Annotated in this window: 37 protein-coding genes and 2 tRNA genes; 7 read left to right on the top strand and 32 right to left on the bottom strand. The window is 60.5% G+C overall.

What is annotated here, in order from left to right; all coding sequences use genetic code 11:
• Positions 1-2 precede the first annotated feature (2 nt).
• Positions 3-78: transfer RNA gene (locus tag H7225_RS16065), tRNA-Arg, on the bottom strand.
• Between the two features lie 132 nt (positions 79-210).
• On the opposite strand from H7225_RS16065, the gene H7225_RS16060 reads away from it, so the two are divergent.
• Positions 211-768 carry a c-type cytochrome gene (locus H7225_RS16060; protein ID WP_290663629.1) on the top strand — a complete coding sequence of 186 codons (558 nt, stop codon included), beginning with the start codon at positions 211-213 and terminating at the stop codon, positions 766-768.
• 46 nt (positions 769-814) lie between these two features.
• Here H7225_RS16060 and H7225_RS16055 read toward each other — a convergent pair whose 3' ends face one another.
• Genes H7225_RS16055 through purU form a run of 4 tightly spaced genes read right to left on the bottom strand, consistent with a single transcriptional unit; the run spans position 815 to position 3,790 of the window.
• Positions 815-1,360, bottom strand: coding sequence for a DUF2946 family protein (locus tag H7225_RS16055; RefSeq protein ID WP_290663627.1), 546 nt, complete (start codon positions 1,358-1,360; stop codon positions 815-817).
• A gap of 19 nt (positions 1,361-1,379) precedes the next feature.
• Positions 1,380-2,384, bottom strand: a complete 1,005-nt coding sequence (locus tag H7225_RS16050) for an alpha/beta fold hydrolase (protein WP_290663625.1) — start codon at positions 2,382-2,384, stop codon at positions 1,380-1,382.
• Between the two features lie 15 nt (positions 2,385-2,399).
• Positions 2,400-2,858 carry a nuclear transport factor 2 family protein gene (locus H7225_RS16045; RefSeq protein ID WP_290663623.1) on the bottom strand — a complete coding sequence of 153 codons (459 nt, stop codon included), beginning with the start codon at positions 2,856-2,858 and terminating at the stop codon, positions 2,400-2,402.
• A gap of 47 nt (positions 2,859-2,905) precedes the next feature.
• A complete protein-coding gene (gene purU / locus H7225_RS16040) occupies positions 2,906-3,790 on the bottom strand; it encodes a formyltetrahydrofolate deformylase (protein WP_290663621.1) in 885 nt (294 codons plus the stop codon).
• Between the two features lie 84 nt (positions 3,791-3,874).
• Here purU and H7225_RS16035 point away from each other — a divergent pair, with 84 nt between their 5' ends.
• Together H7225_RS16035 and H7225_RS16030 are read left to right on the top strand one after the other, a co-directional pair.
• Positions 3,875-4,522 (top strand): sigma-70 family RNA polymerase sigma factor, encoded by a 648-nt coding sequence (locus tag H7225_RS16035; RefSeq protein ID WP_290663619.1) that lies wholly within the window; start codon positions 3,875-3,877, stop codon positions 4,520-4,522.
• A gap of 1 nt (position 4,523) precedes the next feature.
• Entirely contained in the window at positions 4,524-5,231 is a 708-nt protein-coding gene (locus tag H7225_RS16030) for an anti-sigma factor (protein ID WP_290663617.1), read from the top strand.
• Between the two features lie 52 nt (positions 5,232-5,283).
• Here the strand turns inward: H7225_RS16030 and H7225_RS16025 are convergent, their stop codons facing one another.
• From H7225_RS16025 to secY, 11 genes are all read right to left on the bottom strand, one after another.
• On the bottom strand, positions 5,284-5,502 hold the full coding sequence (locus H7225_RS16025) for a zinc-finger domain-containing protein (RefSeq protein ID WP_290663615.1): 219 nt from the start codon (positions 5,500-5,502) through the stop codon (positions 5,284-5,286).
• A 13-nt stretch (positions 5,503-5,515) separates the two neighbouring features.
• Positions 5,516-6,439 (bottom strand): branched-chain amino acid transaminase, encoded by a 924-nt coding sequence (locus H7225_RS16020; protein WP_290663613.1) that lies wholly within the window; start codon positions 6,437-6,439, stop codon positions 5,516-5,518.
• Between the two features lie 229 nt (positions 6,440-6,668).
• Positions 6,669-6,745, bottom strand: a tRNA-Met gene (locus H7225_RS16015).
• A 228-nt stretch (positions 6,746-6,973) separates the two neighbouring features.
• The gene (rplQ, locus tag H7225_RS16010; RefSeq protein ID WP_290663611.1) at positions 6,974-7,372 is read right to left on the bottom strand and encodes a 50S ribosomal protein L17; all 399 of its coding nucleotides are present in this window, start codon (positions 7,370-7,372) and stop codon (positions 6,974-6,976) included.
• Between the two features lie 106 nt (positions 7,373-7,478).
• A complete protein-coding gene (gene rpoA / locus H7225_RS16005) occupies positions 7,479-8,465 on the bottom strand; it encodes a DNA-directed RNA polymerase subunit alpha (RefSeq protein ID WP_230180436.1) in 987 nt (328 codons plus the stop codon).
• Between the two features lie 142 nt (positions 8,466-8,607).
• Positions 8,608-9,231, bottom strand: coding sequence for a 30S ribosomal protein S4 (gene rpsD / locus H7225_RS16000; RefSeq protein WP_290663608.1), 624 nt, complete (start codon positions 9,229-9,231; stop codon positions 8,608-8,610).
• Positions 9,232-9,569: 338 nt separating this feature from the next.
• Entirely contained in the window at positions 9,570-9,974 is a 405-nt protein-coding gene (rpsK, locus tag H7225_RS15995; protein WP_290663606.1) for a 30S ribosomal protein S11, read from the bottom strand.
• Between the two features lie 42 nt (positions 9,975-10,016).
• A complete protein-coding gene (rpsM, locus tag H7225_RS15990) occupies positions 10,017-10,379 on the bottom strand; it encodes a 30S ribosomal protein S13 (protein ID WP_290663604.1) in 363 nt (120 codons plus the stop codon).
• A 39-nt stretch (positions 10,380-10,418) separates the two neighbouring features.
• On the bottom strand, positions 10,419-10,532 hold the full coding sequence (rpmJ, locus tag H7225_RS15985; RefSeq protein ID WP_058086633.1) for a 50S ribosomal protein L36: 114 nt from the start codon (positions 10,530-10,532) through the stop codon (positions 10,419-10,421).
• A gap of 67 nt (positions 10,533-10,599) precedes the next feature.
• Entirely contained in the window at positions 10,600-10,818 is a 219-nt protein-coding gene (gene infA, locus H7225_RS15980) for a translation initiation factor IF-1 (protein WP_011830996.1), read from the bottom strand.
• A gap of 35 nt (positions 10,819-10,853) precedes the next feature.
• Positions 10,854-12,083 (bottom strand): preprotein translocase subunit SecY, encoded by a 1,230-nt coding sequence (gene secY / locus H7225_RS15975; RefSeq protein ID WP_290663636.1) that lies wholly within the window; start codon positions 12,081-12,083, stop codon positions 10,854-10,856.
• Between secY and H7225_RS15970 the strand changes: the two genes are divergently transcribed.
• Positions 12,000-12,170, top strand: a complete 171-nt coding sequence (locus tag H7225_RS15970; protein WP_290663638.1) for a hypothetical protein — start codon at positions 12,000-12,002, stop codon at positions 12,168-12,170. The two genes, secY and H7225_RS15970, sit on opposite strands and share 84 nt — an antisense overlap.
• A gap of 17 nt (positions 12,171-12,187) precedes the next feature.
• Here the strand turns inward: H7225_RS15970 and rplO are convergent, their stop codons facing one another.
• The 14 genes from rplO to rsmI form a co-directional block, all read right to left on the bottom strand.
• Positions 12,188-12,622, bottom strand: a complete 435-nt coding sequence (gene rplO / locus H7225_RS15965) for a 50S ribosomal protein L15 (RefSeq protein WP_290663597.1) — start codon at positions 12,620-12,622, stop codon at positions 12,188-12,190.
• Positions 12,622-12,804 (bottom strand): 50S ribosomal protein L30, encoded by a 183-nt coding sequence (gene rpmD, locus H7225_RS15960; protein ID WP_230180430.1) that lies wholly within the window; start codon positions 12,802-12,804, stop codon positions 12,622-12,624. Before rpmD ends, rplO begins: the two co-directional genes overlap by 1 nt.
• A 16-nt stretch (positions 12,805-12,820) precedes the next feature.
• Positions 12,821-13,339 (bottom strand): 30S ribosomal protein S5, encoded by a 519-nt coding sequence (gene rpsE, locus H7225_RS15955; RefSeq protein ID WP_290663594.1) that lies wholly within the window; start codon positions 13,337-13,339, stop codon positions 12,821-12,823.
• Between the two features lie 29 nt (positions 13,340-13,368).
• A complete protein-coding gene (gene rplR / locus H7225_RS15950) occupies positions 13,369-13,737 on the bottom strand; it encodes a 50S ribosomal protein L18 (protein ID WP_290663592.1) in 369 nt (122 codons plus the stop codon).
• Between the two features lie 14 nt (positions 13,738-13,751).
• Entirely contained in the window at positions 13,752-14,285 is a 534-nt protein-coding gene (rplF, locus tag H7225_RS15945) for a 50S ribosomal protein L6 (RefSeq protein WP_290663591.1), read from the bottom strand.
• A 17-nt stretch (positions 14,286-14,302) separates the two neighbouring features.
• On the bottom strand, positions 14,303-14,698 hold the full coding sequence (gene rpsH / locus H7225_RS15940; RefSeq protein ID WP_230180426.1) for a 30S ribosomal protein S8: 396 nt from the start codon (positions 14,696-14,698) through the stop codon (positions 14,303-14,305).
• A gap of 29 nt (positions 14,699-14,727) precedes the next feature.
• The gene (gene rpsN, locus H7225_RS15935) at positions 14,728-15,033 is read right to left on the bottom strand and encodes a 30S ribosomal protein S14 (protein ID WP_290663588.1); all 306 of its coding nucleotides are present in this window, start codon (positions 15,031-15,033) and stop codon (positions 14,728-14,730) included.
• Between the two features lie 10 nt (positions 15,034-15,043).
• Entirely contained in the window at positions 15,044-15,595 is a 552-nt protein-coding gene (gene rplE, locus H7225_RS15930; protein WP_290663586.1) for a 50S ribosomal protein L5, read from the bottom strand.
• Positions 15,596-15,603: 8 nt separating this feature from the next.
• Positions 15,604-15,921 (bottom strand): 50S ribosomal protein L24, encoded by a 318-nt coding sequence (gene rplX, locus H7225_RS15925; RefSeq protein ID WP_290663584.1) that lies wholly within the window; start codon positions 15,919-15,921, stop codon positions 15,604-15,606.
• A gap of 33 nt (positions 15,922-15,954) precedes the next feature.
• On the bottom strand, positions 15,955-16,323 hold the full coding sequence (gene rplN / locus H7225_RS15920; protein WP_125241506.1) for a 50S ribosomal protein L14: 369 nt from the start codon (positions 16,321-16,323) through the stop codon (positions 15,955-15,957).
• A gap of 228 nt (positions 16,324-16,551) precedes the next feature.
• Positions 16,552-18,012 (bottom strand): metalloprotease TldD, encoded by a 1,461-nt coding sequence (gene tldD / locus H7225_RS15915; protein WP_290663581.1) that lies wholly within the window; start codon positions 18,010-18,012, stop codon positions 16,552-16,554.
• A 48-nt stretch (positions 18,013-18,060) separates the two neighbouring features.
• Positions 18,061-18,996, bottom strand: a complete 936-nt coding sequence (locus tag H7225_RS15910; RefSeq protein ID WP_290663579.1) for a lipase secretion chaperone — start codon at positions 18,994-18,996, stop codon at positions 18,061-18,063.
• A gap of 176 nt (positions 18,997-19,172) precedes the next feature.
• Positions 19,173-20,114, bottom strand: a complete 942-nt coding sequence (locus H7225_RS15905) for a triacylglycerol lipase (RefSeq protein WP_290663577.1) — start codon at positions 20,112-20,114, stop codon at positions 19,173-19,175.
• Between the two features lie 179 nt (positions 20,115-20,293).
• A complete protein-coding gene (gene rsmI, locus H7225_RS15900; protein WP_290663576.1) occupies positions 20,294-21,211 on the bottom strand; it encodes a 16S rRNA (cytidine(1402)-2'-O)-methyltransferase in 918 nt (305 codons plus the stop codon).
• On the opposite strand from rsmI, the gene H7225_RS15895 reads away from it, so the two are divergent.
• The 3 genes from H7225_RS15895 to H7225_RS15885 are packed head-to-tail and all read left to right on the top strand — an operon-like array spanning position 21,195 to position 22,813.
• Positions 21,195-21,575 carry a YraN family protein gene (locus tag H7225_RS15895; RefSeq protein ID WP_290663574.1) on the top strand — a complete coding sequence of 127 codons (381 nt, stop codon included), beginning with the start codon at positions 21,195-21,197 and terminating at the stop codon, positions 21,573-21,575. The genes rsmI and H7225_RS15895 overlap by 17 nt on opposite strands.
• An 18-nt stretch (positions 21,576-21,593) precedes the next feature.
• Positions 21,594-22,160 (top strand): SIS domain-containing protein, encoded by a 567-nt coding sequence (locus tag H7225_RS15890; protein WP_290663572.1) that lies wholly within the window; start codon positions 21,594-21,596, stop codon positions 22,158-22,160.
• Complete coding sequence (locus tag H7225_RS15885; RefSeq protein WP_366481646.1) at positions 22,157-22,813, top strand: BON domain-containing protein; 657 nt, start codon at positions 22,157-22,159, stop codon at positions 22,811-22,813. Before H7225_RS15890 ends, H7225_RS15885 begins: the two co-directional genes overlap by 4 nt.
• Before the next feature lie 13 nt (positions 22,814-22,826).
• On the opposite strand, the gene H7225_RS15880 is transcribed toward H7225_RS15885, so the two are convergent.
• Positions 22,827-23,726 carry an NAD(P)-dependent oxidoreductase gene (locus tag H7225_RS15880; protein WP_290663632.1) on the bottom strand — a complete coding sequence of 300 codons (900 nt, stop codon included), beginning with the start codon at positions 23,724-23,726 and terminating at the stop codon, positions 22,827-22,829.
• A complete protein-coding gene (locus tag H7225_RS15875; RefSeq protein WP_290663570.1) occupies positions 23,723-24,859 on the bottom strand; it encodes a PilT/PilU family type 4a pilus ATPase in 1,137 nt (378 codons plus the stop codon). Before H7225_RS15875 ends, H7225_RS15880 begins: the two co-directional genes overlap by 4 nt.
• Between the last annotated feature and the right edge of the window lie 6 nt (positions 24,860-24,865).

The raw sequence follows: 24,865 nt of genomic DNA, 5'->3' as shown, positions 1-24,865 counted from the left end.
CATGGTGCGCCCGGCTGGGATCGAACCAGCAACCCCTGCCTTCGGAGGGCAGTACTCTATCCATTGAGCTACGGGCGCAGCGCAGGGCCGGATTCTAACAGTGGGCCAGCGACAAGCCCCCCTATAATCCGGCCTTTGTGGCAGGATTTTCTGCCATGCCCAGCAGCCGCAAGGCCTGCGCCCACGATAACCAGTGCCCCTGAGGATCCCATGAGCCAAGCGCCCAATTCTCACGACGATGATCACGAAGGCCCGATCAAAACGCCCAAACAACTGGCCGTGGCCGTGGGGCTGGCATTCATCGTTCCCATCATTGTCATCATCATGTTGGTCATGTATGTGGTGTCCAGCAACACCGGCTCTTCGGGCAGCGATGCCTTGTCAGAGCAGGCCACAGCCCACCGCATCAGGCCGGTCGCCTCGGTAGAAGTCAAAGTGGTCTCGGCCAACGCCGGCCCCCGCTCCGGTGAAGAAGTGTTCAAGGCCCAGTGCGCCACCTGCCATGCCTCCGGCGCCTTGGGCGCCCCCAAGCTGGGCGATGCCGCGGCCTGGGGCCCACGCATCGGCGCAGGCCTGGAAGCCTTGATTCACTCCGCACTTAAGGGCAAGAACGCCATGCCACCGCAAGCTGGTGGCGAATTCAGCGACCTGGAAGTGGGGCGCGCCACCGCTTACATGGCCAATGCTGGTGGCGCCAAATTCACCGAGCCTGCAGCCCCCGCTGCGGCGGCATCGGCTGCCTCGGCACCCGCCAGCGACGCCAAATAAAACCACGTTTGGCGTGGATCAAAGCCGGCTCAAGAAGCCGGCTTTTTCATGCCTGAATGGCAGGGCTCGGCTGAGGGCTCAAACAGTACGCGAACCGCTGGGGCAACTCCGCAAACAGGATGTCCTGCGGATCCCACACCCCCGCCTCCACGGCACTGGCCGCAGCGTCCATGTCCATGGAGCGCACCACGCCCAGGCCCAGGTCGGTCTCCAGGAACAAGCGCCCCAACTCGTCCAGCCAAGCCCCGAGTACCTTGCTCACGGCCTGGCGGGTGTGCGTGTCAACCTTGAACGACTCGCCTTCGCGCTGCACGCCCAGCACCCAAGGCGCGGCCTCCAACGCCAGGTACACCCGCTGTGGGCCATTCTGAAAAAACCACGCGCCCCGCTCATCGGGTTCGTAATTGCGGTTGATGAAGTCGATCAACTTGTCGTGCGTGATGCGGCTGCCTTTGACCTGAGGGAAAGGCCCGGCGGCCTGGACCTGGTCATCCCGCATGTACCAATCACCCCGGGCATCCAGGGCCAACCACCCATAACAGTTCGGCACATTGGGCCACTTCTTCAAAGCAGACTTGACGATGTCATCCATGGAATCCCTTGTTGGTCGGTCAAAGATACTGCGCCAGCCAGGGCCCCACGGCCTCCGGCAAGGTGGTCACGTGGCCAGGCATGGGGCCCGACGGAAAGCCCACATGGCCGCCCTCATCAGGCTGCCACAAGGTCACCCAGCCTCCCACGTCGCCAAGACCAGGCAAACTGCCGCCGGGGATGAACGGATCATTGCGCGCATTGACCACCAAGGCCGGCATGCCAGTGATCAGGTTCAAGCGCGGCTGGGCCGAACAACGCGCCCAATAGTCGCGCGTCCCCGTGAACCCATGCAGGGGCGCGGTGAACACATTGTCGAACTCAAACAGATCCCGAGACGCGCGCAGTGCCTGCTCATCGAACAAACCTGGAAACTGCGCCAGCTTGGCCAAGGCCTTGGGCTTCATCGATTTCAGGAACATGCGGGTGTAGACCTGCCGGTTGAAGCCACGCCCGATGGCCTCGCCCGCTGCGGCCAGGTCCATCGGAGACGACACCGTGGCCACGGCCTTGGCCACCTTGGCCGCCCCCGTGCCTGACTCCTGGGCCCAGCGCAGCAAGGCATTGCCCCCCATCGAGATGCCCACGACCGCCATCGGACCACCATGCTCGGCCAGCAGGCGGCGCAAGATCCAGTCGATCTCCATGAAATCGCCCGAATGGTAGGAGCGCGGCCCCAGGTTCAACTCGCCGGAGCAACCCCTGAAATGCGGCACCGCGTACGACCAACCTTGCGCCCGGGCCCAGTGGGCAAACGCCAGCGCGTAGTGGCTGCGCGATGAGCCCTCCAGCCCATGGAACAGCACCAGCAAAGGCGTGAGCGCGGCGCCGACCTTGGGCGCCAGCAGCAAATCCACATCAACGAAATCCCCATCGGGCGTGTCCCAACGCTGCCGCTGGTACGGCACGTTGGCGGGGGCCGGACTGGTGTGCGGCCGAGAAAACAGCGCAGGCCAGATGGTCTGCGCATTGCCACCCCAACCGCCCCGCCCTGCCAGCCAACGTGGCGCTCTGTACGACTGCATGGTCATAGCCCAATGTCAATGCAAAGTGGCGGCCGGCTCGGCCAGCTCCTGAAGCTCATGAGCTTGGCCGGGGCTAGCATGGTGCAAAACCATGCGCCACCCCAAGGCCGTGCGCAAGTACACATTCGTGGCCAGCACAAACGCTGTCTGCAAGCCCTCCGGTGTCAGGGCCTGCACCTTCTCCAGCACATGGTGCACCTCGCAATGGTCGCTTTCAAGGCGCCGCACCTGCTGCAAACTCACCTGCACCGGACCATTCGCAAAGATGGCCTCAAAAGTGCCACGGATGGCCACCTCGCCCACCACCCTGACCCCGCCCGGGTGCACGCAAGCAATCCCTTCGTCATCAGACCAGACCGACATCAACCGCTCCAAGTCCCCTTGCTGCAAGGCCTCGTAGAAGGTGGCCTCAGTGTCATCCGCCGACGCCATGAGCGCGGCCTGAGAAGCTTTGCGGGCACGGGGATCACTCATGGTTGTCCATCAAGCGTCAAGCGGGTTTGAACACAACGATCCCGGGCTCATCGGAACACCACGGTCTTGTGACCGTTCATCAACACGCGGTGCTCGACATGCCACTTCACCGCACGCGCCAGCACCACGCATTCCACATCTCGCCCGACGGCGGTGAAGTCTTCCGGGCTCAAGGTGTGATCCACACGCTCCACATCCTGTTCGATGATTGGCCCCTCGTCCAGATCTGCTGTCACATAGTGCGCCGTCGCGCCAATCAGCTTCACACCACGATCGTGCGCCTGATAGTAAGGCTTGGCCCCCTTGAAGCTGGGCAAAAAACTGTGGTGGATGTTGATGGCCCGCCCTTTGAGGAAGGCACAGAACTCCGGACTCAGAATTTGCATGTAGCGTGCCAGCACCACCAGGTCGACGCCCTCCTGGTCAACCAGCGCCTCTACCTGCTGCTCCTGGGCCCGTTTCTCATCAGGGCCAGCACCTGTGGGCAGTGCTAAATGGTGAAACGCGACGCCATAGCTGGCCGCCAGCTCGGCATAGTCGGGGTGGTTGGACACGATGGCCGGGATCTCCACCGGCAACTGGCCTGACTGCCACCTGAACAGCAAATCGTTCAGGCAGTGTCCGTGTTTGCTGACCATGATCAGCACGCGCGGCTTGCGCGACTGCACTCGAATCGTGGCCGTCATGGCGAATTGCTCGCGCACGTGACCAAACAAATTGGCCAAAGTGGCCTCGTCCGCCAGGTGCTCGGGCGCCTCGAAATGCACGCGCATGAAGAACAAGCCAGTGCTGTCCTCGTTTTGCACATCGCCAAACTGCTGCGAGTCGATGATGTTGCACCCGGCTTGGTAAAGCAGGCCCGAGACGGCATGGACAATGCCTTTCGTGTCGCGGCACGACAGGGTCAGGACGAATTCGCGCTTGATCTTCATGATGGCCGGGATTGTAGGGGTCCGCTCGCAGGTCTTGGTGAAAGCTTCTTAGAATGCACCATCCGAACAAGAGGCACAGCCCCCATGGCGACTCAGCCCACCGACCGCCCAAGCACCCCGAGCGAAGGCCCCAACCAACGCCAGAAAATCTGGGCAGACCTCCTGTCACGGATCGCCCTGGGCGATCGTGTGGCTTTTGACACACTTTATCGCCAATCCAGCCCGCATCTCCTGGCCGTGATTCTGCGTATACAGAGTCATCGAGCCCAAGCCGAGGACATTTTGCAAGAGGTTTACATCAACATTTGGCGGTCAGCGCAAAGCTTCAACCCCGCCCTCAGCCAGGCCAGCACCTGGTTGGGCAGCGTGGCCCGCAACCGGGCCATTGACAGCCTGCGCCGGCGCCAAAGCGAGCCCCACACCATCAGCAGCAGCCGGGTGGGCCCGGATGACGAGGAGTCCGACATGATCAATGCCGCGCCCTCTGACATCCCCGGACCACAAGCCCTGCTGGAGCAGGCTGCCGAGGCACGCCAGATCCAGCACTGCCTGAAGAGCCTCAGCGGCGAGCAAAAGCACAGCCTGTCACTGGCTTTTTACCAAGGCCTGTCCCATGCGGAAGTAGCAGAACACCTGGGCCAGCCTCTGGGCACGGTCAAAAGCTGGGTGCGCCGTGGACTGCAGTCCCTGAAATCCTGCCTGGAGCGGGCCACCACACTGGCCCGGAGTTGAGATGGACTACAGCCGCCCCGAACGCGCCGATCGCTTGGCCTCAGAGTACGTGCTGGGCACCTTGCAGGGCCCTGCCCGCCGGCGCTTTGAAACACTGCTACCGGCCCACCCTCAATTGCGCCGCGCCGTGGCCGAATGGCAAGAACGCCTGGTGCCCATGAGCGAGGTCCTGCCAGAAGTCGCGCCCTCGCCCAAAGTTTGGGCTGCGGTACAGGCACGCCTGTTTTCAGCGCCCGCCGGCTCGTTCAATCATGGCAACGTGCAAGCTTGGTGGCAAAAACTGGCCCTGTGGCAAGGCCTGACCGCTTTCGCCACGGTGTCCGCCATCACCCTGGGCCTCTGGCTCGAACAGCCCCAGCCAGCGCAACCGCCCATCGTGGTCGTGATGAACGCCCAAGGCGATGCTGCTGGTGGGTTTCAAGCCGCTTCATTCGTGGCCAGCGTGGGTGGCGACGGCCGCAGCCTGGTCCTCAAGCCACTGGGCGCCGTGCCCATCAGCATGAACAAGGCGCTGGAACTGTGGGCTGTGCCCGGCCAGGGAGCGCCTCGCTCATTGGGCCTGGTGTCGGCTCGAGGTGCCACCACCGTGCTGCGCCAGCGCTTGCTGGACCGCACGGCCGCCTTCGCAGTCAGCATAGAACCCGCTGGTGGCTCGCGCACAGGCGCACCAACCGGGCCGATCATCTCCGTGGGACAACTGCAACTGTGATCACGCACCAGGGCCGGCCAGAGATCACCTCCGCGGTGATCTCTGTGATCAATCAGTGGCCGTGACCGACCTTCTCGCCCGCTTTGAGCTTGTAGGCCGTACCACAGTAGGGGCACAGGCCACCGTCAGGCGCCGTGACCACGTCAATGTAGACGCGCGGGTGATTGCTCCACAAAGGCATCTTTGGGTTGGGGCAAAACACCACCCCGGGGCCTTGCAGATCCTGTGTGGTCACTTCGACCAGGGCTTTGGCTTGTCCAGTCGTGCTCATGGCGTGCTGCTCCTCAGACCGTGGTCAGCCATTCGGCGTACTTGGGATTGCGGCCGTTGACGATGTCAAAAAACGCGCTCTGGATTTTCTCGGTGATCGGGCCACGCGAGCCCTGCCCCAACTCGATGCGGTCCAGTTCGCGAATGGGCGTCACTTCAGCGGCGGTGCCGGTGAAGAAGGCCTCGTCACAGATGTAGATCTCATCGCGGGTGATCCGCTTCTCGCGGATCTCCAGGCCCAGATCCCGGCAAATCGCGAAGATGGTGTTGCGCGTGATGCCATTGAGGGCCCCAGCCGACAAATCGGGCGTGTACAACATGCCATTTTTGACGATGAAGATGTTCTCCCCCGCGCCTTCGCTGACAAAGCCCTGCGTGTCCAGCAGCAGCGCCTCGTCGTAGCCTTCCTCGGTCACTTCCAGGTTGGCCAGGATCGAGTTGGTGTAGTTACTCACCGCCTTGGCCTGCGTCATGGTGATGTTGACGTGGTGGCGCGTGAAGCTCGACGTCTTGACGCGTATGCCGCGCTTGAGGCCGTCTTCACCCAGGTAGGCGCCCCAGGGCCAGGCGGCCACCATCAAGTGCACCTTGGCACCCTTGGGGTTGACGCCCATCTTCTCGGAACCCAACCACACCAGGGGGCGCAGATAGCAGCTTTCCAGCTTGTTCTCGCGGACCACGTCCAATTGGGCCTTGACCACCTCGTCGAAGGTGAACGGAATCTTCATGCGCAGGATTTTGGCGCTGTTGAACAAGCGCTCGGTGTGCTCCTGGATGCGGAAGATCGCAGGCCCCTGGGTCGTGTTGTAGGCGCGCACGCCCTCGAACACACCACAACCATAGTGCAAGGTGTGGGTCAACACATGGATCTTGGCATCGCGCCATTCCACCATCTGGCCATCCATCCAGATTTTGCCGTCGCGATCGTCCATCGACATGGGAAGTCCTTTCGGGGAATTGTCTAAATCGTTCGTTTGCACCCGGCCTTATCGCGCCAAAGGTGCCGCCGGAAAACCTTCGATTGTAATCGTGTGGCATTTGATTTTGACTGGGGGCAAGCCCGCCTGAGGGCACTTAGGGCACTTAGGGCCCTGCAGATACAGGCCTTGCGTCAATCCCAAGCCACAATGACAAAAGCCGACCCTAGGATCGGCTTTTGCTTTATTTTGGTTGCGGGGGCAGGATTTGAACCTACGACCTTTGGGTTATGAGCCCAACGAGCTACCAGACTGCTCCACCCCGCGACAGAGAACTAGACTATAGCATGCTTTTTATGCTTGTCACGCTTCTTTTGCAAATCGCGCACCATCAGCGTGAAAACACGCACCGCCAGCAGGCAGGCTGCACGATCCTGACCACCATTACAGCAATAAAGCATTGCAGCAATGCACCAGGGCCTCATGCATCAAAGCAAAGGGCCAGCAATGCTGACCCTTTTTTTCAAACGCTGAATGAACCAGCGTTGGACTTACTTAAGCGTTGGTTTGATCGTCAGCAACCGTGTCGGTAGCTTCTGTGCGCTCAACCAGTTCAACATAAGCCATGGGGGCGTTGTCGCCCACGCGGAAGCCCATCTTCAGGATCCGCGTATAGCCACCAGGACGGGCCAAGAAACGGGGACCCAACACGTTGAACAACTTGACCACATTGTCACGGTCACGCAGGCGGTCAAACGCCAAACGTTTGTTCGCCAGGGTGGGGTTCTTGGCCAAAGTGATCAAAGGCTCGACCACACGGCGCAATTCCTTGGCCTTGGGGACGGTGGTCTTGATGGCTTCGTGCAGAATGAGCGAGTTCGCCATGTTGCGAAGCATCGCCAGGCGGTGCGACGAAGTACGATTGAGTTTGCGGAGTCCGTGTCCGTGACGCATGGTGCTGTCCTTTCTTACTTTATAAAACCGACGGCCGGTTCAAGGTACCGCCGGGTGCACCGGGCGGCGGTTTGTTGAAACAAACTCACCACCCACTTTCAAAAAATCAACGCTTGTCGAGACCTTGAGGTGGCCAGCTTTCCAGGCGCGAGCCCAAAGCCAAACCACGCGAAGCCAGCACTTCCTTGATTTCGTTGAGCGACTTGCGCCCCAGATTTGGGGTCTTGAGCAACTCGGTCTCGGTGCGCTGGATCAGGTCGCCGATGTAATAAATATTTTCGGCCTTCAGGCAGTTGGCCGAACGCACGGTCAGCTCAAGCTCGTCGACAGGACGCAGCAGGATCGGATCGAAGTTCTGCGCCGACTTGGCAGGCGCGTCGAAGGCGGCGATTTCACTGCCTTCCAATTGCGCGAACACCGCAAGCTGCTCAACCAGGATCTTGGCCGAAGCACGGATCGCTTCCTCAGGCGAAATCGCGCCGTTGGTTTCGATTTCCATGACCAGCTTGTCCAGGTCGGTGCGTTGCTCGACACGGGCGCTTTCAACCGTGTAGCTCACGCGGCGAACCGGGGAGAACGATGCGTCCAATACGATGCGGCCGATGGCCTTGGTGCTTTCGTCGCCATACCGGCGGATGTTGCCAGGCACGTAGCCACGACCTTTCTCCACCTTGATCTGCATGTCCAACTTGCCGCCGTGCGACAAGTGAGCGATCACGTGGTTAGGATTGACGATTTCAACGTCATGAGGCGTCTGGATGTCGGCGGCAGTGACAGGGCCTTCGCCATCTTTGCGCAGCACCAGGGTCACTTCGTCGCGGTTGTGCAAACGGAAGACCACACCCTTGAGGTTCAACATGATGTGAACGACATCCTCTTGAACGCCGTCAACGGTTGAGTACTCGTGCAGCACGCCCGCGATGGTCACTTCCGTCGGAGCAAAACCCACCATCGACGACAACAGGACGCGGCGCAAGGCGTTGCCCAGGGTGTGGCCGTAGCCACGCTCGAACGGCTCGAGGGTCACTTTGGCGCGGTGGCCGCCCAAGGGCTCCACCTGAATGGCTTTGGGTTTCAGCAAATTGGTTTGCATGAGCTCTTCCTGTCAATACCCTCGGCTCGTTACACCGATAAGGCTGCTGGACCAACCGGAGCAACATGCTCCGGTCTTGAAAACAAAACGCACAAAGCCGCGCTGCACGACCCAAGGCCGTGAAGCGCAGCTGATGTGTGAATCAACGCGAATACAGTTCAACAATCAACGATTCGTTGATGTCGGCGCCGAATTCATCGCGGTCCGGGGTTTTCTTGAAAACACCTTCCAGCTTGGTGTTATCCACTTGCACCCAAGCCGGCATGCCGATGGACTCGGCCAGCTTCAGTGCCTCCAAAACGCGAATTTGCTTCTTGGCTTTTTCGCGCACACCCACCACATCGCCAGTCTTGACGCTGTACGAAGGAATGTTCACCACTTGACCATTCACGGTCACACCCTTGTGCGACGTCAGCTGACGAGCTTCGGCGCGGGTGGAAGCAAAGCCCATGCGATAAACGACGTTGTCCAGGCGTGATTCCAGCAGGAACAACAGGTTTGAGCCTGTGTTGCCCTTGCGGCGATCGGCTTCGGCAAAATAGCGGCGGAACTGACGCTCCAGCACGCCGTACATGCGCTTAACTTTTTGCTTTTCGCGCAGTTGCAGACCGAAGTCAGAGGTGCGCGAACCAGACGTGCGGCCGTGCTGGCCGGGTTTGGTGTCGAATTTAGACTTGTCGCTGATGGGGCGACGAGCGCTCTTCAAAAACAGGTCGGTGCCTTCACGGCGGGCCAGTTTGGCCTTGGGTCCGAGGTAACGTGCCACGTGCTTTTCCTTGGGGTCTGTCTGACGTCAGATTGGGGACTGAAAGTCCATCAATGTCCAACGCGAGTCTGGCGGATATTGTTCGAATCGCTCAGACGGTGGGCTTCGATAACCTGCATGTGAGCGCCACCGTGTCATGGGCCTTGATGACCCGCCAACACAAAGCGCACCAAGTCAGGTGCAAAGAACTCGCAAGTATAACAGTTGCAAAAAAAATACTCAACATGCTGCGCGCAGAATCGTTGAGCATTTACTGCAACACTGAATGAGGTGAACGCCTCAAACAATTAAGCCTAGCCCGCGCCCTGAACAGGACACGAACGAGGCCCAATGTCATATCAGATGCGACGACGCTTCTGAGGACGGCAACCGTTGTGCGGCACTGGCGTCACGTCAGAGATCATGTTGATCCGGATGCCGAGAGCGGCCAAAGCGCGAACCGAGGATTCGCGACCAGGACCGGGGCCCTTGATCTCGACGTCCAGGTTCTTGATGCCTTGTTCTTGAGCAGCGCGGCCAGCCACTTCAGCAGCCACCTGGGCAGCGAATGGAGTGGACTTGCGTGAGCCCTTGAAACCCTGACCACCACTGGACGCCCAAGCCAGGGAATTACCTTGGCGGTCGGTGATCGTGATAATCGTGTTGTTGAACGACGCATGCACGTGAGCGATGCCATCCGCAATGTTCTTGCGGATCTTCTTGCTCACACGACGTGCTGCCGTGTTGGCAGGTGCTTTAGCCATGGTTATCTTCTCTCATCTTAATGAACAGCGACACCCAGACGATCACTTCTTACCAGCGATCGACTTGCGCGGGCCCTTGCGGGTACGCGCATTGGTGCGGGTGCGTTGACCGCGCATGGGCAAGCCACGACGGTGACGGAAGCCGCGGTAGCAGCCCAAGTCCATCAAACGCTTGATATTGATCGAGATTTCGCGACGCAGGTCACCTTCAATGGTGATCTTTGCCACTTCGTCCCGGATTTTTTCCAAATCGCCGTCCGTCAGGTCTTTGATCTTCTTGTTGTACGGAATGCCGCTCACTGTGCAGATTTTCTGCGCAGTGGTGCGACCGATGCCGTAAATAGAAGTCAAACCGATTTCGGTGTGCTTATGCGGCGGAATGTTGATGCCAGCAATACGTGCCATAACTGTCCTCTGAAGGCGTGTGTCGTCGCTAAACCAGGATCAACCCTGGCGTTGCTTGTGGCGGGGATCCGTGCAAATCACACGAACCACACCCTTGCGACGGATGATTTTGCAATTGCGGCACATCACTTTGACGGAAGCCGAAACTTTCATGATCTTCTCCTGGACCGTTGAAACTCAACGGAAATTCGCCCACGTTTCCGGGGTAACAAAACTCAACTCACTTCGCCCGGAATACGATGCGAGCACGACTCAAATCATAGGGTGTGAGCTCAACGGTCACTTTATCTCCCGGCAGGATGCGGATGTAGTGCATGCGCATTTTGCCGGAAATATGACCGAGAACCACGTGCCCGTTCTCAAGCTTCACGCGAAAAGTGGCATTCGGGAGATTCTCCAGAATTTCACCTTGCATCTGGATGACGTCGTCTTTCGACATGTTTTCCTAAGTTGCATTGACCTGCGTCACCGCGATCAGCTCGATTTAAAGTTTGCCTTTTTCAGCAGCGATTCATACTGCTGAGACATCAGATAAGACTGAACCTGGGCCCAGAAGTCCATCGTGACAACCACGATGATCAAGAGCGAGGTCCCACCGAAATAGAAGGGGACGTTGTACTTGAGCACGAGGAACTCGGGCAACAGGCACACGGCCGTGATGTAAACAGCGCCCACCAGGGTCAGACGGGCGAGGATCTTGTCGATGTATCGCGCCGTTTGATCACCCGGGCGAATACCGGGAATGAAAGCACCACTCTTCTTCAGGTTGTCTGCTGTTTCACGGCTGTTGAACACCAGTGCCGTGTAGAAGAAGCAGAAGAAGACGATGGCAACAGAATACAAAATCACATAGATCGGTTGACCAGGCGACAACATGCCCGCCAAATCTTTCAACCAACGCATGCTCTCACCAGTGGCAAACCAACCCACTGCTGTCGTGGGCAGCAAGATGATCGACGACGCGAAGATCGGGGGAATCACACCCGCCATGTTGACCTTCAGCGGCAGGTGGGACGATTGCCCACCGTATACGCGATTGCCCACCTGGCGCTTGGCGTAATTCACCAAAATCTTGCGCTGACCACGCTCAACGAAGACCACGAAATAAGTCACCAGAACGATCAGCAGCACGATGAAGATCGCAGCAGGGATGCTCATCGCACCGTTGCCAACCAAGCCGAACAAACCAGCGATGGCACCTGGCAAGCCAGCCGCGATACCACCAAAAATCAAGATCGAGATACCGTTGCCCAAACCGCGCTCGGTGATTTGTTCACCCAGCCACATTAAGAACATCGTGCCCGCCGTCAGGCTCATCATCGTGGTGAAACGGAAACCCATGCCTGGACTGATGACCAAGCCGGCGGTTCCTTCCAAAGCCACGGCAATGCCGAAGGACTGGAACAGGGCCAAACCCAAAGTGGCGTAGCGTGTGTACTGCGTCGTCTTGCGCCGACCAGCCTCGCCTTCCTTTTTCAGGGCCTCGAGGGTGGGTACCACGTAACCCATCATCTGCATGATGATGGACGCCGAAATGTACGGCATGATGCCCAGCGCAAAGACGGTGAAGCGCGACAACGCACCGCCCGAAAACATGTTGAACAGACTCAAGATGCCGCCTTGCTGGCCCTTGAACAACTGTTGCAACTGGGCAGGATCGATACCAGGCACGGGGATGTGCGCCCCGATGCGGTAAACGACCAGCGCCAGCAGCAGGAAAATCAGACGCCGTTGAAGGTCGCCGAATTTTCCGCTTTGAGCCAGTTGATTGGGAGAAGTCGCCACGCTTAAGTCCGTTCAGTCAAACATCACTCAGCGATCGCGCCGCCAGCAGCCTCGATGGCCACCTTTGCAGCTGCAGTCGCGCCGATGCCCTTGAGAGACACCTTCTTGGTGAGTTCGCCAGTCTTGATGACCTTCACGACCTTGGCAATTTGCGGCACCAGACCGGCTTGCTTCAGGGTGAGGATATCGACTTCGGCGACGCTCAACACTTCCAGATCAGTCAAAGTGATCTCGGCGTTGTACTTCAGCAGATGCGACTTAAAGCCGCGCTTGGGCAAGCGACGTTGCAAAGGCATTTGACCGCCTTCGAAACCGACTTTGTGGTAGCCACCCGAACGCGATTTCTGACCTTTGTGACCGCGACCTGCGGTCTTGCCCAGACCCGAACCGATCCCGCGGCCGACACGGCGCTTAGAATGCTTCGAACCCGAGGCGGGCTTGATGGTATTGAGTTCCATTAGATCACCTGAATCAGATAACTGACCTTGTTGATCATGCCGCGAACGGCAGCGGTGTCTTCAAGGACAGCGGTGCTGTTCAAACGGCGCAGACCCAAGCCGCGCACGGTGTCTCGGTGGTCCTGACGGGTACCGATGACGCTGCGAACCAGCTTGACTGTGACTGTTTTCTTTTCGCTCATGACGGTTCTCCGACGATCAGTTGAAGATGGCTTCAACCGACAGGCCACGCTTTGCAGCGACATTGGCCGGGGTGGTCGACTTGTTCAAGGCGTCAAACGTGGCGCGAACCATGTTGTAGGGGTTGCTCGAACCGAAGCTTTTGGCCACGATGTCGGTCACGCCCATCATCTCGAACACCGCACGCATTGGGCCACCAGCAATGATGCCGGTACCAGCAGGTGCGGGGGCCAACATGACGCGAGCCGCGCCGTGTTCGCCGAACACCGTGTGGTAGACCGAACCATTTTTCAGGTTGACCTTGACCATGTTGCGACGAGCCTGCTCCATCGCCTTGGACACGGCCAGAGGCACTTCACGCGCCTTGCCCTTGCCCATGCCGACCTTGCCATCGCCATCACCGACCACGGTCAACGCGGCGAAACCCATGATCCGACCGCCCTTGACCACTTTGGTCACGCGGTTTACCTGGATCATCTTTTCTTTTAAACCGTCGTCACGACCTTCGTCAGCGACCTTGGGTTGAAACTTAGCCATTTGAATTCCTTCCGGTTGCCAGACGCGGCTTAGAACTGAAGACCGGCTTCGCGAGCCGCTTCAGCCAATGCCTTGACACGGCCGTGATAGGCGAAGCCCGCACGGTCGAAAGCCACCTTCTCGACGCCAGCAGCTTTCGCCCGTTCGGCGATGCGCTTGCCAATCAGCGTAGCGGCGTCCACATTGCCACCCTTGCCAGCCGCGCCCAGTTGAGTGCGAATTTCTTTTTCGGCGGTTGAGGCCGAGGCGATGACAGTGTTGCCATCGCCAGAAATTACGCTGGCGTAGATATGCAGGTTGGTGCGGAACACCGAGAGACGGGCCGCGCCCTGGAGCGCGATGCGTGCACGGGTTTGACGCGAGCGGCGCAGGCGCTGTTCTTTCTTGTTGGTAGACATGATGAATCAGCTCCTTACTTCTTCTTGGTCTCTTTCAAGACCACGCGCTCGTCGGCATAACGAATGCCCTTGCCTTTGTAGGGCTCGGGAGGACGGAAAGCACGCACTTCTGCGGCGATCTGGCCGACGACCTGACGATCCACACCCTTGATCAGCACTTCGGTCTGAGACGGAGTCTCGACCTTTATGCCATCGGGCATGTCCTTGACGACTGGGTGAGAGAACCCGATTTGCAGGTTCAGCTTCTGGCCTTGGGCTTGGGCACGGAAGCCCACGCCAACCAGGGTCAGCTTTTTCTCGAAGCCCTTGCTCACGCCGTTGACCATGTTGTTCAACAAGGCGCGGATCGTGCCCGACATGGCATCAGCTTCAGTGCTGTTGTCAGCCGGGGACACTTTCAACACACCAGCGTCGTTTTGAACGGCGACCAGGCGGTGCTGAGGGCGACTCAAGGTGCCCAGGGCGCCCTTGATGGTGATTTGTTCTGCAGAGATCTGCACGTCCACACCCTGAGGGACGGCGATCGGCATTTTTCCTACGCGGGACATTGCGATGCTCCTAAGGGTTAGGCGACGTAGCAGAGCACTTCGCCACCGATACCGGCAGCACGTGCTTTGCGATCGGTCATCACACCCTTGGGCGTCGTCACGATGGCAACACCCAGGCCGTTTTGGACCTGAGGGATGTCGTGGCGACCCTTGTAGATGCGAAGGCCGGGACGGCTGACTCGCTCGATTCGCTCGATGACCGGGCGACCGGCGTAATACTTCAGCGAAATTTCAAGCGCAGGCTTCGTAGCCTCGCCTGCAACGACGTAAGAGTCGATGTAACCTTCGTCCTTCAGGACCTGGGCGATCGCGACTTTTAACTTTGATGACGGCATCGTGACGCTGGTTTTTTGGACCATTTGTGCGTTGCGGATGCGAGTCAGCATGTCGGCGATGGGATCACTCATGCTCATGGAATAACTCCTGTTCGTGCCCTAGCCGATTACCAGCTTGCCTTGGTGACACCGGGGATGTCGCCAGCGAAAGCCAATTCACGGATCTTGGAACGACCCAAGCCAAATTGGCGGAACGTACCGCGCGGACGACCTGTCAGACCGCAACGATTGCGCAGACGGGTCGGGTTTGCATTGCGAGGCAACTTTTGCAGCTCAAGACGAGCGGCGTAACGCTCTTCGTCCGACTTCTTGGCATCATTGATGATGCCCTTCAGTTCAGCGTACTTCTTTGCGTATTGAGCCACCAGCTTTTCGCGCTTTTCTTCGCGTTGGATCAGAGACAGTTTTGCCACGTTCTCTACCTCAGTTCTTGAAAGGGAACTTGAATGCCGCCAACAGGGCCTTGGCCTCGTCGTCGGTATTCGCGCTGGTGGTGATGCTGATGTTCAGACCACGGATCGCGTCGATTTTGTCGTACTCGATTTCCGGGAAAATGATCTGTTCTTTCACACCGACGTTGTAGTTGCCACGACCATCGAATGAACGACCCGAGATACCGCGGAAGTCACGAACGCGGGGCAGCGAAACGGTGACGAAACGGTCCAGGAATTCGTACATGCGGACACCACGCAGGGTGACCATGCAGCCGATGGGCATGTTTTCGCGGATCTTGAAGCCGGCGATGGCCTTGCGCGACATGGTAACCACAGGCTTTTGGCCGGCGATCTTGGTCAGGTCGCTCACAGCGTGCTCCATGACCTTCTTGTCGGACACCGCTTCCGAGACACCCATGTTCAGGGTAATCTTGGTCAGGCGGGGCACTTGCATCACGGACTTGTAGCCGAACTTTTCAACGAGCGCCGGAACGACAGTCTCGCGGTAAAAGCTCTGCAGGCGTGCAGTTTGTTGAGTCATCTTGAACCTCAAGCCTTGATTTCTTCGCCGCTGGACTTGAAGACGCGAACTTTCTTGCCGTCAGCCAGGAGCTTGATGCCAACACGATCAGCTTTGCCGGTGACGGCATTGAAGATGGCGATATTGGACTGGTGAATGGGCATCGTCTTGTCAACGATGCCGCCGGTGGTGCCCTTCATGGGGTTGGGGCGAACATGCTTTTTAACCATGTTCACGCCGTCGACCACCAGATGGTCTTCATCCACGCGGACCGAAACGGTACCGCGCTTACCTTTGTCGCGACCTGTCAACACGATGACCTGGTCGCCTGTACGAATCTTGTTCATGGGCTGTGTGTCCTTTGCAGCTACGCCAGAGGATCAGAGGACTTCAGGAGCCAGCGACACGATCTTCATGAAGCGCTCGGTACGCAATTCACGCGTCACGGGGCCGAAGATGCGGGTGCCGATGGGCTCCAGCTTGGCGTTCAACAGCACAGCTGCATTGCCATCGAACTTGATGAGCGAACCGTCTTGACGACGAACACCCTTGGCGGTGCGAACGACCACAGCGCTGTAGACTTCGCCTTTTTTGACGCGACCACGAGGAGCAGCTTCTTTGATGCTGACCTTGATGATGTCGCCAATACCGGCGTAACGACGCTTGGAGCCACCGAGCACCTTGATGCACATGACGCTCTTGGCACCTGTGTTGTCAGCGACGTCAAGTCGCGATTGCATTTGAATCATGGTGTACTTACCCCAACTTGGCCTTTCGGCTGCACGAAAAACTCGCGCAACAACGAACGGTCAGTCTTGGGCCCGTAGAACGGGCGGATCTGAAATAAAATCTGAGCCCTTGATCACCCGCCGCAGCAACCGACTTGAGTTTTCATCAAGCAGATCGAGGGACTTGGGCTGGAACTCAAATCTTGTTTCAGCGAAGAGTTCGATTATGCACTACTTTTGGAAAGAGTGTCAAGCAGTTCCGCCAACAGTTAATCCATCGATGCGCAAAGTGGGTTGACCGACACCAACAGGCACGCTTTGCCCCTCTTTGCCGCAGGTGCCCACGCCGCTGTCCAACTCGAGATCGTTGCCAATCATGCTGATGCGGGTGAGCGCGTCAGGACCATTGCCGATCAGGGTCGCGCCTTTGACCGGGTACTGGATTTTGCCGTTTTCGACCCAGTAGGCTTCACTCGCCGAGAAGACGAACTTGCCGCTGGTGATGTCGACCTGACCACCGCCGAAGTTGACGGCGTAGAGGCCACGCTTGATGGAGGAGACGATTTCTTGCGGATCTTTGTCGCCAGCCAGCATGTAGGTGTTGGTCATGCGGGGCATGGGGACGTGGGCGTAGCTTTCGCGGCGTCCATTGCCCGTGGGTTTGGTCTTCATGAGGCGAGCGTTTGTGGCGTCCTGGATGTAGCCACGCAGGATGCCATCTTCGATGAGCACAGTGCGCTGGGTGGCGCAGCCTTCGTCGTCGACATTCAGCGAGCCGCGTCGATCGGGGATGGTGCCATCGTCCAGCACGGTGACGCCCTTGGCGGCCACGCGTTGACCGATGCGACCGGAGAACACGCTGGAGCCCTTGCGGTTGAAGTCGCCTTCCAGTCCATGGCCGACGGCTTCGTGCAACAGAATGCCGGGCCAGCCATTGCCCAGCACGACGGTCATCTCGCCAGCGGGGGCGGGACGGGCCTCCAGGTTGACGGAAGCCGCGTGAACGGCTTGGTCAACGTAGCGCTGCAGCATGTCGTCGGTGAAATAGGCCAGGCCAAAGCGGCCGCCCCCACCGGAGGAGCCCACTTCGCGGCGACCGTTTTGCTCGGCGATCACGGTGAGCGACAAACGCACCAGTGGGCGCACGTCGGCGGCCAGGGTGCCATCGGCGCGGGCGACCATGACGACGTCGTATTCACAACCCAAACCCGCCATGACCTGTACCACGCGGGGGTCTTTGGCACGGGCACGCTTTTCGATGTTCTCAAGCAAAGCGACCTTGGCGGCGCTGTCGAGCGAGGCGATCGGGTCGAAGGCAGGATACAGGCGACGGCCACCGGCCACGGTGTGGGCCCCGACCTTGACGCGGCGACTCTGGCCGGCCGAGGCGATGGTGCGCACGGTGCGGGCAGCGTCCAGCAAGGCGGCTTCGGAGATGTCGTCGGAGTAGGCAAACGCGGTTTTTTCGCCGGACACGGCGCGAACGCCCACGCCCTGGTCGATGCCGAAGCTGCCGGATTTGACGATGCCCTCTTCCAGGCTCCAGCCCTCGGAGCGGGTGTACTGGAAGTACAGGTCCGCGTCGTCAACGCGGTGCTCCGTGATGAGCTTGAGGGCCTTGAGGAGGGTGGATTCGTCCAGACCGTAAGGCGCGAGCAGGAGTTCGCGGGCGGTGTGGAGTCGTTCGATGGTGGCGTCAACAGCAATCATGGGGTCATTGTAGGAGTCTTGCCCGAAGACGGGTGATCGCAGGGGCAATCACAGATGTAAAAGGGCCTGCACGCGAAGTTGTTCGTCGGCCGGGAAGCTGGACTTGATGTAAGCGCTCATCTCGCCCTTGCGCTGGGCATCGGACAGGTTGGTGGACTTTTGCAGGCGATCCCACTCGGCCTTGGCCGCGTTGAGGCGGCGCTCCCAGTCGGCCCAGTCGGCGTCGGCCTTGTCCAGGCGGTCGGCGGCGGCTTCACCATAACGGGCCACGCGCTCGGCGCGGACGGCGGCAGGGTCTTTGCCCGGGGCCATCTGGGGCACGGGCTCGCCGGGGTCGGGTGGGGGCGGCAGACCGGATTCGAGCTGGGCGTAGTACTCCTGGAAGTGCTGCTCGTCTTCCTTGAAGAAGGCTTCGGCCCAGGGCTGACCGAGGATCTGGCGGCGCACGGAGCGTTGCTCTTCAAACACGGGCATCCAGGTGCTGCGGTCGGCCTGGATGAATTTGTTGCGCCAAGCGTAGGTGCGAACTTGCCAGTATTTGCCCCAGATGACCATGATCTGGGCGGCCATGGCATCGCCGTTGGCACGCTTGGCCTCGTCCTGGATGAGGCCTCGGATTTCTTCGATGGTGACTTCGCCCAAGCCCAGGACGTAGTATTCAAAGCGACTGCGCAGCTGCGGGCAGGGCTTCAGGTTTTGGTCGCTCACGCACCAACTGCCCGCTGGCTCGGTGCCGGCGAAGGAGCCTTCCTTGAACAGGCGCACGCGCACTTGGTCGGGCGAGCGCACCTGGGCGGCGGCGGCCGCACTGCTGGCTGCCGTGTCCTTGGCGCCCCCAATGAAGCCCCAGCCCTTGGTTTCAGGGCTGCCGCCCTGCGGCCCAGACCCCGAGACCTCGGTGGACGAGCGCTGCCAAAGCACGACGCTGCCCACCCCAATGACAACGGCCAACAGCCCCGTCGTCCACATTCCACGCACTTGCATCACACACGTCCTGTCAAAGCCAAGGGGATTTCCCGGCTGCCCGCATTATTCGGGCAAGTCGCGCACACCGTACCAGGGAAACCTATGACGCCAAACGACAACAAGGGCCAACCTCTTGTGGAGGCGACCCTTGTCAAGCTCGAGGGCTGAAATACTCAACCCGGAGTATCAACCCATCACAGGAAAGCCCACTTCAGGCGGTTGGCGTGTTGCTTGTAGAACGCTGCAGGTTCAGGCGCGCCCTGGCCGATGCCGCCCAGGACTTGGTTGATTTCGTCCAGGTGATTCCAGGGGTAGTTGTCTTTGATGACCTTGCCCCAGTGGCTGGAGCACCGCGAGACCAGGCCGTCGTTGGCCTCGCCCTTGAAGTAGTCACCGGTGTAGGCCAACAAAGCGTCAGAGATGTCGCTTGAGTTGGTCTTGAGCGATGTGCCGGAGAAAGAATAGAAAAGGATGTTGTTGCCAGCAACCTTGGCACTGCTGGGGCCTTGACCGCAGGTGGTGGTGGGCGCGCCAGCGGGGTACTTGGCGTTGAAGGCCACCGAGCCGGGCGTGCTCAGGGCGTTCAGGGCGACCAGCAGGTTGGCATCGCTGGTGGTCTTGTTGCCCGTCAGCCAGGAGATCAGCTGCAAGCCAGCCGTGGCCGTTTGGTCAAAGGCGCCACCGGGGGTGGTGCCAGCCAGGATTTCATCGGCGACTTTGCTGCCGAAGTGGGTACCAGCGACTGTGGACACGCTGGCCACCATGGTCGGCACGGTGCCAGCAGCGTAACGAACGGTGGGGCCGCCATGGCTGTGACCGATCAGGTTGAACTTGGTGACGCCGTCTTTGGCGGCCCATTGCTTCATCTGCTGGATCAGCTCTTCACCGCGGAATTCCGTGGTTTGCGAAGGGTTGACCGAGGCGATGTAAACGGTGGCGCCGTCGTCGCGCAGGGCATCAGGGATGGTGTAAAAGTACTGGATGCCCACGATGTTGTCGAAGCCGATGAAGCCGTGGACCAGCACCAATGGGTACTTGGTCTTGGAGGCGGTGCCAGCGTGGGCGGCAGGGACCATGGCAGCACCCGCCAGGGCAACGGCAGCGCACACGGCGCGCATGGTGAATCCGAATTTCATTGCAAATCTCCTAGGGAAGTCACTCGCACCGTTTTGCGGTGCAGTCAGGTTTTGACGCAAATCGTTATATGAACGATGGAGCGAGTATTCCGTTAAATAATTGGCAAGGCGCTCGGGTTAGCCCTTGAGCCCGGGGTTTGTCCGACCCCGCAAAACCAGTGCTCAGGGAAGAAATGCTGTCAGGACTGCTCGTCGGCCTGGCGCCAACTCAGGGCTTTCTCGTAGAGCGCCTTGCGGGGCAGGCGGGTGACATCGGCCACCAGGCCAGCCGCCTGCTTGATGGGCAGATGCGACGACAGGGCCTGGAGCAAGGCCAGCACTTCGTCAGAGAACTCGTCAGAGGCGGCGACTGCACCGGCGGCATGGACCACGACGACGAACTCGCCCCGGTCGCGGTGCGGCTGGGCTTTGATCCACTCGGGCAGTTGGGGCACGCTCAGGGTGGCGATTTCTTCGAATTGCTTGGTCAACTCGCGGCACAGCGTGACTTGGCGGTGGGCGGCGTGCGTCTGCAGATCACGGGCCAGGTCGTCGATGCGGTGGGGCGCTTCGAACAGGACCAGGCTGCCGGGCCAGGCCAAGGCTTCGTCCAGGGCGGTGGCGCGCGCGGCGCCTTTGGAGGGCAGGAAGCCCATGAAATGAAAGCCTGTGCTGGCGGTGTCACCCGCCACGCTGAGCGCCGTGGTGACGCTGCTCACCCCTGGGATGGGCACAGCGCGCAGGCCCGCAGCCTGGACCCGCGCCACCAATTGCGCGCCGGGGTCGGACACAGCGGGTGTGCCAGCATCGCTGACATAGGCCACGCGCAGGCCTTGCTGCAGGGCGTCGATGACCTGATGCGCCGCGCTGGCCTCGTTGTGCTGGTGCACGGCCATCATCTTCTTGTCCAGGCCAAAATGTCGCAGCAGCCCCCCAGTGACGCGGGTGTCTTCGCAAGCCACGATGTCAGCCAGGACCAACACCTGGATGGCGCGCAAGGTGATGTCGGCGAGGTTGCCGATGGGGGTGGCGACCAAGTAGAGCGCCCCTTTGGGATACTGCTGACCGGCGGCTGCGTGAGAAGCGGCCTGGAGCAGCACATTGGCATCGAAGGTCACAACGAAATCCCGAGGAGATGAGGCGGAGGGCCGCGCCCTGGCCTATTTGCAGGCGCAGGGTCTGGAGCTGGTTGAACGCAATTATCGGGTCGCGCGCGGCCCGTCGGCTCGCGGCGCGGAGGTGGACCTGATCATGCGCGATCGCGACAGCACTTTGGTGTTCGTGGAAGTGCGGCAACGCAGCAGTGCCGACCATGGTGGCGCGGCGGCCAGCATCGGACGCGGCAAGCAGCAGCGCTGCATTCACGGCGCACGGCACTACCTGATGCAGTTGAACCCCTGGCCACCTTGCCGCTTCGATGTGGTGGTGATTGATGGCGATGCCCTGGAATGGATCGTGGCGGCCTTTGATACCTCGGCATAGCCCTTATCATCGACCTTCATGTCGGACACACCATTTCAGCAACCTTTCTCGCAGCAGCCCTTCCTTGAGACCGCCGATGTGCTTTACCAATCGGCGGATCGTTTGGCGCTGCACCTGCACTACGCCGCCCAGGCCATCACGCACACGCTGACGGCGGGCGGCAAGGTGCTGTGCGCGGGCGTGGCCGAGGCCGAATGGCTGGCGCAACAGACCGCCTCGCTGCTGGTGAAGGGCGTGAATCGCGAACGCCCGCCGCTGGCGGCCCTGGCCGTGCCAGGCAAGGACGACAACCTGGTCGCGCAGGTTCGCGCACTGGGCCACCCGGGCGACATCTGGCTGGCGTTCTCGCTGGAGCGCAACGAGCCCGCGCTGGTGGCGGCCACCGAGGCGGCGCGCGCGCAAGATTTGACTTTGGTGCTCTTCACCGGTGAGGCCGCTTCGGTGCTGGGCCCACTGCTGAGGGACACCGACGTCTGGGTGCCTTTGCCCGGACACCAGGCGGCCCGGCTTTTTGCCGTGGCCTGGCTGGCCTTGCACAGCCTGTGCGAGGCCGTGGACACCCATTTGCTAGGAGACGTGGCTTGAAGAAAATCAACACATTGAATATTGGGCGCATTGGCCGATGGACGGCCCTGGCCCTGGCCTTGAACCTGACGGCTGGTTGCGCACCACTGGTGCTGGGCTCGGCCATCGGCGGTGCCTTCATGGCCTCGGACCGCCGCACTTCCGGCACGCAGCTTGAAGACCAGGGCATCGAGATCAAGGCCTCATCGCGCGTCCGCGAAACGGTGGGCGAGAGCGGCCACGTCAACGCGACGTCCTACAACCGACTGGTTTTGCTGACGGGTGAAGTGGCGTCCGAGGCGGATCGCACCGCCGTCGAACAGGCCGTGGCGCGGGTGGAGAACGTGCAATCCGTGGTCAATGAACTGGCCGTGATGGGCACCAGCTCGCTGGGCTCACGCTCCAGTGACGTGCTGATCAAGGGCAAGCTCAAGGCGAGCTTCGTGGACGCACGCGACTTGTTCACCAACGCCTTCAAGATCGTGGTCGAGCGGGGCGATGTCTACATGATGGGCCTGGTGACCGAGCGTGAAGCCACCCGGGCGGCCGAATTGGCCTCCGGCGTGAGCGGCGTGACCAAGGTGGTCAAGGTGTTCCAGCTGATCACCGAGGATGAGCTGGCGCGCAAGCTGCCACCACCCCGGCCTGCCGATCCGGCGGCATCCAACCCCTGACCTGAACGACAGGTCAGCGCAAACGGCGGATCAGACTGGAGGTGTCCCAGCGGCCGCCGCCCATGCCCTGCACGTCGGCGTAGAACTGGTCGATCAGGGCCGTGGCAGGCAAACGGGCACCCAAGTGCTTGGCCTCGTCCAGGCAAAGGCCCAGGTCTTTGCGCATCAGATCGACCGCAAAACCGAAGTCGAACACGTCGTTGACCATGGTGGGGCCACGGTTCTGCATTTGCCAGCTGCCGGCCGCGCCTTGGGTGATGACGCCGAGCACGGCTTGCATGTCCAGGCCCGCCGTCTGGCCGAACGCCAGGGCTTCCGACAGCCCTTGCAACACCCCTGCCACGCAGATCTGGTTGACCATTTTGGCCAGTTGTCCCGAGCCGCTGGCGCCAAGGTGGGTGACCGCGCGGGCATAGGCCTGCAGCACGGGCTGAACGCGGCCGAACGCGTCGGCATCGCCACCGCACATGATGGTCAGCACGCCATTGATGGCGCCCAGGTTGCCGCCCGAGACGGGGGCATCGATGAAATGCAGGCCCTGGTCTTGCGCAACTTGCGCCAGTTCGCGGGCCACTTCGGCCGAGGTGGTGGTGTGGTCCACCAACACACTGCCATCGGGCATGGCCCCGAAGGCGCCCTCAGGGCCCACGGTGACGCTGCGCAAATCGTCGTCATTGCCCACGCAGGTGAACACGATCTGCGCCTCGCGCACCGCTTCGCGCGGTGACACCGCCCAGGCGCCGCCGTGCTCGGCCACCCAGGCCAGGGCCTTGGCCTGCGTGCGGTTGTAGACGGTGACTTGGTGCCCGGCCTTGAGCAGGTGCGCCGCCATCGGCGCGCCCATGGTGCCCAGGCCCAGGAAGGCCACTTTGTGCGGCGCCACGGCCTCGTAGATTTTGCTCACGGTCATCAGACGATCTTGAAGTGCTCGGTGCCGGACGACAGGTCGGTGCTGCGCGCACGCTGGCTGTTGAGCTTGATTTGCAAGCGCAGGTCATTGACCGAATCGGCGTTGCGCAGGGCATCCTCAAAGGTGATGTCGTTGTTCTCAAACAGGTCGAACAGCGCCTGGTCGAAGGTTTGCATGCCCAGTTCGCGCGACTTCTTCATGATCTCCTTGATCTCGCCGACCTCGCCCTTGAAGATCAGGTCGCCGATCAATGGCGTGTTGAGCAGGATCTCAACCGCTGCAGCGCGGCCCTTGCCTTCCTGGCGGGGCAACAAGCGTTGCGAGACCAGCGCTTTCAGGTTGAGGGACAGGTCCATCAGCAGTTGCGTGCGGCGCTCTTCGGGGAAGAAGTTGATGATGCGGTCCAGCGCCTGGTTGGCGCTGTTGGCGTGCAGGGTGGCCATGCACAGGTGCCCGGTTTCGGCAAAGGCCACGGCGTGCTCCATGGTCTCGCGGTCGCGGATTTCGCCCATCAGGATCACGTCGGGGGCCTGGCGCAGGGTGTTCTTGAGCGCCATTTCCCAGCCGTCGGTGTCGATGCCGACCTCGCGCTGGGTGACGATGCAGTTCTTGTGCGGGTGCACGAATTCCACCGGGTCTTCAATCGTGATGATGTGGCCGTAGGTGTTCTCGTTGCGGTGGTCCACCATCGCTGCCAGCGAGGTCGATTTGCCCGAGCCCGTGCCACCCACCAGGATGACCAGGCCGCGCTTGTTCAGGGCCACTTCTTTCAGGATCTGCGGCAAGCCCATCGCGTCGATCGTGGGCAGTTGCTGGGGAATGGTCCGCAGCACCATGCCAACGTAACTCTGCTGCACGAACACATTGACCCGAAAGCGCCCCACCCCGCCTGGCGAGATGGCGAAATTGCACTCCTTGGTGCGCTCGAATTCGGCGGCCTGCTTGTCGTTCATGATGGAACGGGCCAAGGCCATGGTGTGCTGCGCCGTCAGGGGCTGGGGCGACACCTTGGTGACCTTGCCATCGACCTTGATGGCGGGCGGGAATTCGGCCGTGAGGAACAAGTCAGAGCCCCCACGCGCGATCATCAGCCTGAGCAGATCGTTGATGAATTTGGAGGCCTGATCGCGTTCCATGGCGTG

Origin of the sequence: Aquabacterium sp. (assembly GCF_014378415.1) — a bacterium.
In the GTDB taxonomy this organism is placed as follows: Bacteria; Pseudomonadota; Gammaproteobacteria; order Burkholderiales; family Burkholderiaceae_C; genus Aquabacterium.
This window is presented reverse-complemented; position numbering and strand designations above follow the sequence as displayed.